Origin of the sequence: Embleya sp. NPDC127516 (assembly GCF_044765325.1) — a bacterium.
GTDB lineage: Bacteria > Actinomycetota > Actinomycetes > Streptomycetales > Streptomycetaceae > Embleya.
This window is the reverse complement of record NZ_JBIWJT010000010.1, coordinates 153,605-164,542: the sequence shown is the minus strand read 5'-3', so window position 1 is coordinate 164,542 and position 10,938 is coordinate 153,605. Positions and strand designations below refer to the sequence as shown.

The window sequence follows — 10,938 nt, the reverse complement described above, 5'->3', positions numbered from 1 at the left end:
CCCGACCCGGCGTGACACACCCCGCCTCCGGGTTCACACGACCGGACGCGTGCGGCGGCTGTGGCCGGGCGCCCGCCGAAGGACGTCCGTACAGTCGACCGAGGAGGTCAATTGTGCGCCTTGCCCTTTTCATCACGTGCTTCAACGACACGCTCTTCCCGGAGACCGGCAAGTCCGTGGTCCGGGTGCTGCGGCGCCTCGGACACGAGGTGGAGTTCCCGTACGGCCAGGTGTGCTGCGGGCAGATGCACTTCAACGCGGGGTATCGCAAGGACGCGGTGCCGCTGGTGCGTTCCTTCGTGGACGCCTTCGAGGGCTACGACGCGGTGATCGTGCCCTCCGGGTCGTGCACCGCGATGGTGCGCGAGTACCACGCGAGCGTGGCCCGCGAGGCGGGCGGCACGCTGCCGGCCGGCGTCACGCGGGTGGCGGCCAAGGTGTACGAGTTCAGCGAGTTCCTGGTCGACGTGCTCGGGGTGACCGATGTGGGCGCCTACTTCCCGCACAGCGTCGCGTACCACCCCACCTGCCACTCGCTGCGCCTGCTGCGGGTGGGCGACCGACCGACCCGGCTGCTGCGCGCGGTGCGCGGCCTGACCCTGGTGGACCTGCCGCGCGCGGACGAGTGTTGCGGGTTCGGCGGCACGTTCGCGGTCAAGAACGCGGAGACCTCGGCGGCGATGGGCGACGACAAGGTGGCCGCGGTGCTGGAATCGGGCGCCCAGGTGTTGTGCGCGGGCGACAACTCGTGCCTGACCCACATCGGCGGACTCGCCTCGCGGCAACACGCGGGCATTCGGGTCCTGCACCTCGCGGACATCCTGGCGCACACCGCGGCGCTGCCGGACGTGCCGCCGTACGGGCCGGCCCTGGGCGCCGATTCCGGGTTCGACGCGGCGCGGGCCCACGGACCGGAGGTGACGCGATGACCGCGCCCGTACGCAGGGAACCCACGTTCGTCGGGATGCCGCCCTTCCCCGAAGCCGCGCGCGCCGAGTTGGCGAACGACGTGCAGCGGGCCAACCTGCGCGAGGCCACGCACAGCATCCGGGCCCGGCGCGACGAGGTGGTCGCCGAACTGCCGGACTGGGAACTGCTCCGGCGCGCCGGCGAGGCGATCAAGGACGACGTACTGGCCCGGCTGCCCGCCCACCTCGAACGTCTGGAGGTGTCGGTCCGCGCGGCGGGCGGCGTCGTGCACTGGGCCCGGGACGCGGCCGAGGCCAACGCGATCGTGGTGGAGATCGTCCGGGCCCAGGGCGTGGACGAGGTGGTCAAGGTCAAGTCGATGGCCACCGAGGAGATCGAGCTCAACAACGCGTTGGCCGAGGCCGGTATCCACGCGTGGGAGACCGACCTGGCCCAGCTCATCGTGCAGCTCGGCGAGGACCTGCCGTCGCACATCCTGGTGCCCGCGATCCACCGCAACCGGGCCGAGATCCGGGAGATCTTCGTCCGCGAGATGGGCAAGGTGGGCCGGCCCGCGCCGGAGCGGCTGAGCGACGAGCCGGGTGCGCTGGCCACCGCCGCGCGCCGGCATCTGCGGGAGAAGTTCCTGCGGGCCGAGGTCGCGGTCTCCGGCGGCAATTTCGCGATCGCCGAGACCGGCACCGTGTGCGTGGTCGAGTCGGAGGGCAACGGGCGGATGTGCCTGACCCTGCCGCAAACGCTGATCACCGTGCTGGGTGTGGAGAAGCTGCTGCCCACGTGGGGCGACCTGGAGGTGTTCCTGCAACTGCTCCCGCGCAGTTCGACCGGTGAGCGGATGAACCCGTACACCTCGATGTGGACCGGGGTGACGCCCGGCGACGGGCCGCAGGAGTTCCACCTGATCCTGCTCGACAACGGCCGCTCGGACGTGCTGGCCGATCCGGTGGGCCGGCAGGCGCTGCGCTGCATCCGGTGCTCGGCCTGCCTGAACGTGTGCCCGGTGTACGAGCGCACCGGGGGACACGCGTACGGGTCGGTGTATCCGGGGCCGATCGGCGCGATCCTGACCCCGCAGCTGCGCGGGATCGCCAGGCACCGGGTGGACGCACAGACCGCGTCGTTGCCGTTCGCGTCCTCGCTGTGCGGCGCGTGCTTCGACGCCTGTCCGGTGCGGATCGACATCCCCGAGGTGCTCGTGCACCTTCGTGCACAGGTTGTGGACGGCGGGCGCGGTCCGCACGACCGGGCCGAGGACGCCGGCATGAAGGCCGTGCGGTGGGCCTTCGAGAAGCCGTGGCGGATCGGCTTCGCGCAACACGTGGCCGGGGTCGGCGCGCGGTTCACCAGGCATGGGGTGATCGGTCGGGTGCCGTTGCCGAAACGGTTCACCGGCCCGCTCGGTGCGTGGTTCGCCGACCGGGACGCGCCGGCGCCGCCGCCCGAGTCGTTCCGGACCTGGCACAAGCGCACCGACGGTGGTCTGGAGGAATGACGGTGGAGCGATACGAGGCGGACCGCGAGGCCCGTACGGTGATCCTGGACCGGTTGCGCACCGCCCTGGACGACCGACCCAAGCCGCCGCCGGTGCGTCGGGCGTACCGGCGCGAGCGTCCGGTGGGCCTGGACGTGGTCGGCCGGTTCGCCGAGCGGGTCGCCGACTACGAGGCCGCCGTGCTGCGCGCGCACGACGCCCACGACCTGCTGCTGGGCACGAGCGAGCTGCTGCGCCGCGCGGGCGTGACCCGGCTGGTGGTGCCCCGTGGGAGGCGGCTGTCCTGGCTGGCCCGGCTCGGCGTCGATCTGGTGGTGGACTCGCCCGAGCTGAGCCGGGACACGCTCGGCGAGATCGACGCGGTGGCCACCGGATGCGCGCTCGCCATCGCCGAGACCGGCACCATCGTCCTGGACGCCGGCCCGGACCAGGGTCGCCGGGTACTCACCCTGCTGCCCGACTACCACCTGTGCGTGGTGCGCGCCGACCAGATCGTGGGCACCGTGCCCGAGGCGATCGCCCGGCTGGATCCGCGCCGGCCGCAGACCTGGATCTCCGGCCCTTCGGCAACCAGCGACATCGAACTCCGCCGGGTGGAGGGTGTGCACGGGCCGCGCACGTTGCACGTCGTGGTGATCGGGTAGCCACCCGTCGGGTCACCTCGTCAGGAACAAGGTCGGGCCGACGAGCCGTTGTGGCCCTGGAAACGCTTTCTAGGAGGCCGCAGCGATGTCCGAGGCAGCACCGACCGCAGGTCCGACCGGCGAATACCGGATCGAGCACGACTCGATGGGCGAGGTACGGGTGCCCGCCGCCGCCAAGTGGCGCGCGCAGACCCAGCGCGCCGTCGAGAACTTCCCGATCTCCGGGCAACGACTGGAGCCCGCGCACGTGGAGGCGCTGGCCCGGATCAAGGGCGCGGCGGCGCGGGTCAACGCCGAACTCGGCGTGCTGGACAAGGACGTCGCGGAGGCCATCGAGCAGGCCGCGGCCGAGGTCGTGAACGGCCGGTGGGCCGAGCAGTTCCCGGTGGACGTGTTCCAGACCGGCTCGGGCACCTCCTCGAACATGAACATGAACGAGGTGCTCGCCACCCTGGCCACCGAGCGCCTGGGTCGGGACGTCCACCCCAACGACCACGTCAACGCGTCCCAGTCGTCCAACGACGTGTTCCCCTCCTCGATCCACATCGCGGCGGCGATAGCGGTCACCCACGCGCTGATTCCCTCGCTCGACCACCTGGCGTCCACGCTGGAGTCGAAGGCGACCGAGTTCGCCGACGTGGTCAAGTCCGGCCGTACACACCTGATGGACGCGACACCGGTGACCCTGGGGCAGGAGTTCGGCGGGTACGCGGCGCAGGTGCGCTACGGCGTCGAGCGGTTGCAGTCGAGCCTGCCGCGGGTGGTCGAACTGCCGTTGGGCGGGACCGCGGTGGGCACCGGCATCAACACCCCGCCGGGGTTCTCGGCGCGGGTGATCGCGGAGATCGCGGCCTCCACCGGACTGGCGTTCACCGAGGCGCGCGACCACTTCGAGGCGCAGGGCGCGCGGGACGCGCTGGTGGAGCTGTCCGGCCAGTTGCGCACCATCGCGGTCGGCCTGAACAAGATCGTCAACGACCTGCGCTGGATGGGCTCGGGGCCGCGCACCGGGCTCGCCGAGATCCGCCTGCCGGATCTGCAGCCGGGCAGCTCGATCATGCCGGGCAAGGTCAATCCGGTGATCCCGGAGGCGGTCGGCCAGGTGGTCGCGCAGGTGATCGGCAACGACGCGGCGGTGGCCTTCGGCGGCGCGGCGGGCAACTTCGAGCTCAACGTGATGTTGCCGGTGATCGCCCGCAACCTGCTCGAGTCGATCCGGCTGCTGGGCAACGTGACCCGGGTGCTGGCCGATCGCACGGTGGCGGGCATCGAGGCCGACGTGGAGCGCATGCGCGAGTACGCCGAGTCGTCGCCGTCGGTGGTCACCCCGCTGAACCGCGTCCTGGGCTACGAGGAGGCGGCGCGGATCGCCAAGCAGTCGCTGGCCGAGCGCAAGACGATCCGGCAGGTGGTGATCGAGCGCGGGCACGTGCGCGAGGGGCGGCTGACCGAGGCCGAACTCGACGCGGCGCTGGACGTGCTCGGGATGACCCGACCGTGACCCCACGCGTCACGCGACGCACACACGGCGACGGGTGTGTGCGCCCACACCCGTGATGTTCTTCGCATGATGACCCACCCGTAACATGACTCACGGTCAGGTGTCACGGGCGCTGGGTAAATCAAGGTCATGTCCAACATCCTGCGCATACACGAGCACTTCGAGGATCCCCGTCACGCGGCCGGCACCTGGTCTCCCGGTGACCAGGTGTTGTGGCGCTATCTGCGCGGCGATCAGGTCCTGGACTGTCGTCCGGTGACCGTCGTCCGCGACGACCCGGACCAGCTCGCCGTCTGGCTGGCCGGCGGCACCTCACGGGTCAAGCCGATGTTGCCGGACGGATCCGATATCCGCACGGCCCCGATCGAACGCAGATTCCGACTCGGCCGGATCCCCTCGATCGTCGAGTGGACCGGGACGGGGGTGCTGATGCTGGCCCGGCCCGGCGAACCGTGGTCGGTCTGGCTGTTCTGGCAGGCCGACTGGCGCTTCTCCGGCTGGTACGTCAACCTCGAACGCCCGCGTACCCGGTGGGCCGGCGGCGTGGACACCGAGGACCACGTGCTGGACGTGTGGGTCACCCCGGACCGGCGCTGGGAGTACAAGGACCAGGACGAACTGGCCGCCTCCCGGGAGGCGGGTCGGCTCACCGACGAGCAGGTCGCGGCGATCGAGGCGGAGGGCCGGGCCGCGGTCGAGGCGATCCGGGCCTGGGGCGCGCCGTTCGACCAGGGATGGGAGAACTGGCGTCCGAACCCGGCCTGGCCGCTGCCGCAACTCCCGGACGACTGGGCGGACAACGTCCGCATCGCCTAGCCGAACCACCACGCTCGGGCCCGACTCCGGTCGGGCCCGCTTTCTTTTTCGGATTCGCGCGGATCCGGCTGCAACCCTTTCGCCCGTCGGCTGCTCTGAACGGGATGACACCAAGGGGGCACAGATGCCGACGGCGGGACAGCGAGATTTCGAGGAGTACGCGCGAGCGCGCCAACATCAGCTCTATCGCACCGCGTACCTGTTGTGCGGCGACGCCGACCGGGCCCAGGACCTGGCCCAGACCACGTTGGCCAAGCTGTTTCGGCACTGGAGGCGGGCGAGCCGCGCGGAGAACCTGGACGCGTACGCCAAGACCGTGCTCAGCCGCACCTTCCTGAGCGAGCAGCGCGGCCGGCGGCGGGAAAGGGCGGCGCACGAACTGGCCTCCGAGACGCACACGGTCGAAGGGCACCCGGATCTGCGGCTGACCCTGCTCGCGGCACTGGCGACGCTGCCGCCCAAGCCACGCGTGATGGTCATCCTGCGCTACTGGGAGGACCTGAGCGTGGAGAACGTCGCCGCACTGTTGCGCTGTAGCACCGGCAACGTCAAGAGCCAGTGCGCCCGTTCGATGGCCAAGCTCCGGGCCGAACTCGGAGACCTCCACCTGTACGCGACGGAAAGCTGAGGAATCGCCATGCCGCGTGAAGACGGTACGGATCGGGAGTTTCGGCTGGTGCTGGATCGAGCCACGGCGGAGTTGCCTCCGCTGCCCGACCTGGTCCCGGGCGCGGTGCGCCGGGGCCGCCGGCTCCGGCTGCGCTCGCGCGCGGTGATGGGCGCGGTGGGCCTGGGTTCGGTCGCCGCGATCGCCGTGCCGACCCTGCTGCTCGCGCCGTGGGCCGGCACCGACACGACCCGGGCGGGCGGCTCGCGGTCCGGCGAGTTGCCGTTGATCCCGGCGAACTGGCCCACGGACCAGCCGCTGGCCGCGCCGACGACGGCGTATCCGACGGTGCACGTCCCGCCGACGGAGAAGGGCAAGGTCAAGGAACCCACCCGGGCCGAGGCCGAACTGCGCTACGCCTTCAAGCAGAAGCTCGCGGACGTGCTCACCGGGTTGTTGCCCGCGGACGCGGGCCGGATGGTGATCCCGGACGACGGCATGAACTCCTACCGGCTGGTCTCGGGCAACAAGACGTACAACATCACCGTCCGGGTGGACTCGCAGATCGACCCGGCCGGGGCCACGGCGCAGGCCGGGCCGGGCGACGGCGCCTGGTTGGCCGGAAACAAGCCGTGCGCCGAGCGGGCGCCGCAGAACCCGCCGCTTCCGTGCGTCGACGGGCGGCTGCCGGACGGAAGCGTGATCTCGGTGGGTCACATCGCGACCACGAAGGGCGGCGAAACCGGTGACAAGGGAGCGGTCGCGGCCCCGTCCACCCCGATCGCGCACTTCGAATATCACGGTGCCCAGGTGATGTTCACGCTGTTCCGGGACGAGCGCACCGACTCGGCGCCCCCGGTGGGCAACGAGCAGGTGCTCCGGGTGGTCACCGATCCCACCTTCCTGGAGGCGGTCGACTTCTGGCGCACCCACCCGATGTGAGACTGATCGGAGCGTGGTTTCCCGGGCGCCGGTGAACAGTTGCGTCCTTCGGCGAATGAGCCGTCGGCGCCCGGGCCCCGCGCCGCACGAGGCACCCTTTCAAACGGGAAGCCGCCAGGAGGGACCATCAGGCCCGATGATCCAAACGGTTTGGGTGAGGTCGGCAGCCACGGTGAGCCCGAACTCGGACTGGTCGGGCGAACCGGCCTCCTGCCACGCGGTGAGCCCATCCTCCACCTGATCCCACAACCGAAGCGGGCCATGCTGATGGACGACGTGGCCGCCGCCGGTTTCCTCGGTCCAAGCCTGCGACCCGGTAGCGACGTCCCAAAGGATCAAACCGTCCGCCGAAGTCATCAACTCTGCGGATGGCGCCGCCAGTTGGGCAACGAACGCTCCGGTCCACCCCTCGATCAGGTCGGGATCGACGCGACAATCGCGGGTCATGCCCTCATACCGATGGAAAACGGGATGGGGCGGCCGCTCGTGTGGGCGCGCGAGCATATAGGAGACCGTGTCGCCGACGAACCGGCCCGAAGCGATGTCGTCGTCGCCGAGGGTGAGCCGCACCAGCCCGGAGGCGGGCAACCATCCGCCGAGGGTGGTCGTGACGCTGCCGGAGTCGGTCACCTGCCACAACCACGGGACCGGGACATGCCGCACCGAACACGTGGCGATGACCGCGTCGTACTCGGCCCCCGCTTCATGGCCAAGAAGCCCGTCACCTACTACGAGGTTCGGTTCATACCCGGCCGCGCGAAGATTTCCGGCAGCCTGCCGAGCGACGCCGGGGTCGTACTCGATCGACGTGACGTTCACGTCCCCGAGCCGATGGCACAGAATCGCAGTGGAATATCCCGTCCCGGTCCCGATCTCCAGCACCCGGTCACCGTCCCGAATGCCCGCCACCTCCAACATCCGCACCACCAACGACGGCAATGTCGACGAGGATGTGGGGCTGCCCGCCACCGGCCCTTCGACGTCGGCGACATGAACCCCATCCACCTGGGTCACCCACGTCTCATCCGAGTAGACGAGCCGCATCCACGCGTCCTCGCCCACCTTCGCCCGCCGAACGGGCTCCCACCGACTCCCACTGGGCCGAAACACGGCACCACCGAGGAAGCTTTCACGCGGAACCGCCTCAACCGCCGCGCGCCACGCCGGATCGACGGACCCGCCCTTCGCGGCGACCTGCTCGGCAAGAGCTTGCCGCGAGGAAACGCAATCACCGATCATCTCGGCCAGGGCTGATCGATTGGCCCTCGTGGGTGACCACGACCCGAAGCTGCTCGACGGGTGGTAATCCTGCCGCGCCGAGACGCTCGATCATGCGCATGTCGAGTTCCGCAGCTACCGAATCCACGTTGCCTCTCGGTCGCACTGGGCGGACGGGGGGTTCGACGAGGGCGGGGTTCGCCGGGGTTCAGTGGTGTCGGAGGGGAACGGGATTGCGCGGGTCGTCCAGCCAGAGTTGTTCGGTGCCGGTCGCGTCGACGGTGAGGCCGAAGCGGTGGAAGTCGGGGCGACCTTGGTCGTCCCACCAGCGCCAGGCGGTTTCGAGTTCGGTCCACAGGCGGCGTGGGCCGGATTGGGCGATTTCGAAGCTGTCGGCGCCGGGAATGTGGTCGGCGGTTGCCCAACTGGTGACGTCCGTGTCGAACAGCCAGAGGCGGTAGGGCTCGTCACCACTGGTTCCGCCGCCGGTGATGTCCAGGAAGACGCCTGGGACCTGCACGCCGATCGCGAACATCGCGATCCAATCGCCGACATCGTCGGGCGAGAGAGTGGTCACCGCGCGTTCGGCGGCTGCGGGCCATGGGTCGGTCAGGTAGCGCGAGCGCGGGGGCTCGATCTTGCGTTCCTGGCGCATCCGCATGAAGGCCGAGGACGAAACGAAGTGGCCCGATGCGGAACCGTCTCGGCCGACGACGAGGCGGGCGATTCCTTCGCCACCGTAGAACGGACCCCATGGCGTCACGACGACTCCGCCGGGTCGTGTCTGTGCTGTCCAGGCAGGCGGGATGTGGCCCACGGACGCGGTGGCGATCACCCGATCGAACGGGGCGAGGTCTGCGCGTCCCACCCGACCATCGCCCACGAGACAACGCGGCTCGAAGCCTGCCGATGCGAGGCGCTTGCGGGCCGAGTGCGCAACGTCCTGATCGACTTCGATGGTGACGACGTTTCGGGCGCCGACGCGGGCGGAGAGCAGCGCTGCATTCCACCCCGTCCCGGTGCCGATTTCGAGGACTCGATCGCCGTCCTCGACGCCCAGCGCGTTGAGCATGGTGAACACCATGGTCGGCATGCTGCTCGAAGACGAAGGGAGCACGCCCGTTCCGAGTCCGTCGTAGGTGCCGTCGTCCCATTGCGTCGTGATCGGTACGTCGCTGTGCACGCTCGCCCACCACGCGTCGGGATCGTCCTGACGAACCAGACGGCCCCCATGCCGCACACCGTTTCCGCTCCCCGGCCAGATCACGTCCGGCACGAAGAGGTGTCGAGGCGCGACTCGGAGGGCCGACGCCCATTCGTCGGCCAGTACGCCGCTCGCGATGAGCTCGGAGGCCAGTCCATCCGGTCCGGCCTCGGGGCTGATCTCGTCCTGCGTCATCTCGTCCTCAGGGCTTCGGTTGCGCCGGTGCCGGATTCTGGCCGTCGCTGGGGTTTCCGTGCTCCCCCGGCCCCTTCCCTCCGTGCTTGTTCCCGCTGTTGCTGTCGTTGTCCTTGTTGCCCTTCTGCGGGTCGCTGCCCATGCGAACACCTCTCGTGATGCAGCGGATACTTTCTGTGAGTGTCGGCTCGGTGAAGCCCATGCCGCAAGAGGTAAAACACAATTCGTGACCCGAAATCGAGTGCACCACTCTTTCGAGTGACGCCGATGCCATGTCAGCAGGCAAGAGCCCTCCGTAACCACGGAGGCCATAGGCATTCGGGACCGCCTACTCCTGGATGACCCTCAGGAGCGAGACCCAAGCGGCGGAAGTGAACAGGTGGGCCGGACCGTTGGCTACCTTCGAGTCACGCACGCCGGCGAAGCGCCCGAAGGATGCAACCTCGACGCAGGAGGACTCCCCACCACCGCTGTAGCTCGACTTCCGCCACTGGCTTCCGAGCATTCCGGAGTCCCCTACGCGCATTTCAGGTCCTTCGCTATTTTTTCGATGAGTTCACGGGACTCGCTCGGCGGCAACGCACCTGCCGTGATCCGCCTGAAGGCCCGGTCGAAGTTCGCAACATCTGCCGGGTCTTCGACGAAGAGCCCGCTCGTACTTGTGTCTTCATAGGCAACGTCCGGCTCGCCCGCCTGAAAGCTGAGCAGGTTGAACGGACCCTCGATGGCAGCGTAGAGACTCGAAACAAGCGGCAGCACCTGGATCTCGAGGTGCTGAAGGTCGGACAACTCAATCAGGTGGCGGAGTTGCTCGATCCGCACACTCGCGTCACCGATGGCATGCCGGAGGGCGGCCTCCCCAATGACGAACCACAGTTCGACGGTTCGGCCCTCGCGCCAGACATTTACCTGCCGCTGCTGACGCACCCGCACCAAGGCGTCCACCTGAGCCGGGTCCGTGACCCGCTCGGAGACCTTGTAGATCGCTCGCGTGTATCCCTCGGTTTGGAGCAGTCCAGGCACAAACTGGGTCTCGAAGACTCGGATCGCGGTGGCCTCTTCCTCCAGGCTCACAAAGGACGCGAACGTCTTCCCCAGCGAGTATTGAACCCACCAACCCCGACGCCGCGACTCACGGGCGGCCTTCACCATCTGTTCGACTTCGTTGGGATCGTCGACACCGTAAAGGTCGAGCATCATGCGCAAGTCGCTGGGCCGCACACCCGAGCGCCCCGTCTCGATGCGACTCACCTTCGAGTCGTCGCACTCCAACCGGGCCGCCACATCAGCCTGATCGAGCCCTGCGGCCAAACGCAGCCGCAACAGCTTGCTTGCCAGTTGCCTTCGCCGCACGGTCGGCGCGTCAGCCATCTCATCCCCCTCGCATGC

General features: G+C 69.3%; 11 protein-coding genes. 7 read left to right on the top strand and 4 right to left on the bottom strand.

Annotation, left to right across the window (positions count from 1 at the left end; genetic code table 11):
* The first annotated feature begins 113 nt into the window (after positions 1 to 113).
* The 7 genes from ACIRL2_RS20945 (at position 114) to ACIRL2_RS20915 (ending at position 6,932) form a co-directional block, all read left to right on the top strand.
* On the top strand, positions 114 to 929 hold the full coding sequence (locus tag ACIRL2_RS20945; protein WP_395870381.1) for a (Fe-S)-binding protein: 816 nt from the start codon (positions 114 to 116) through the stop codon (positions 927 to 929).
* On the top strand, positions 926 to 2,422 hold the full coding sequence (locus ACIRL2_RS20940) for a lactate utilization protein B (protein WP_402233931.1): 1,497 nt from the start codon (positions 926 to 928) through the stop codon (positions 2,420 to 2,422). The genes ACIRL2_RS20945 and ACIRL2_RS20940 overlap by 4 nt, the downstream gene beginning before the upstream one ends.
* Entirely contained in the window at positions 2,419 to 3,066 is a 648-nt protein-coding gene (locus tag ACIRL2_RS20935) for a lactate utilization protein C (RefSeq protein WP_402233929.1), read from the top strand. The genes ACIRL2_RS20940 and ACIRL2_RS20935 overlap by 4 nt, the downstream gene beginning before the upstream one ends.
* 85 nt (positions 3,067 to 3,151) lie before the next feature.
* Complete coding sequence (locus ACIRL2_RS20930; RefSeq protein WP_402233927.1) at positions 3,152 to 4,567, top strand: class II fumarate hydratase; 1,416 nt, start codon at positions 3,152 to 3,154, stop codon at positions 4,565 to 4,567.
* A gap of 129 nt (positions 4,568 to 4,696) precedes the next feature.
* Positions 4,697 to 5,383 carry a DUF402 domain-containing protein gene (locus ACIRL2_RS20925; RefSeq protein ID WP_395870373.1) on the top strand — a complete coding sequence of 229 codons (687 nt, stop codon included), beginning with the start codon at positions 4,697 to 4,699 and terminating at the stop codon, positions 5,381 to 5,383.
* Positions 5,384 to 5,507: 124 nt separating this feature from the next.
* Positions 5,508 to 6,011, top strand: coding sequence for a SigE family RNA polymerase sigma factor (locus ACIRL2_RS20920; protein WP_402233925.1), 504 nt, complete (start codon positions 5,508 to 5,510; stop codon positions 6,009 to 6,011).
* Positions 6,012 to 6,020: 9 nt separating this feature from the next.
* Positions 6,021 to 6,932, top strand: coding sequence for a hypothetical protein (locus ACIRL2_RS20915; RefSeq protein WP_402233923.1), 912 nt, complete (start codon positions 6,021 to 6,023; stop codon positions 6,930 to 6,932).
* 99 nt (positions 6,933 to 7,031) lie between these two features.
* Here the strand turns inward: ACIRL2_RS20915 and tgmC are convergent, their stop codons facing one another.
* From tgmC to ACIRL2_RS20895, 4 genes are all read right to left on the bottom strand, one after another.
* Complete coding sequence (gene tgmC, locus ACIRL2_RS20910) at positions 7,032 to 8,171, bottom strand: ATP-grasp peptide maturase system methyltransferase (protein WP_395870369.1); 1,140 nt, start codon at positions 8,169 to 8,171, stop codon at positions 7,032 to 7,034.
* Positions 8,172 to 8,358: 187 nt separating this feature from the next.
* A complete protein-coding gene (locus tag ACIRL2_RS20905) occupies positions 8,359 to 9,549 on the bottom strand; it encodes a methyltransferase domain-containing protein (protein WP_402233921.1) in 1,191 nt (396 codons plus the stop codon).
* A gap of 328 nt (positions 9,550 to 9,877) precedes the next feature.
* Positions 9,878 to 10,054, bottom strand: coding sequence for a DUF397 domain-containing protein (locus tag ACIRL2_RS20900; protein WP_395870664.1), 177 nt, complete (start codon positions 10,052 to 10,054; stop codon positions 9,878 to 9,880).
* 11 nt (positions 10,055 to 10,065) lie between these two features.
* A complete protein-coding gene (locus ACIRL2_RS20895; protein ID WP_395870363.1) occupies positions 10,066 to 10,920 on the bottom strand; it encodes a helix-turn-helix domain-containing protein in 855 nt (284 codons plus the stop codon).
* Positions 10,921 to 10,938: the final 18 nt, after the last annotated feature.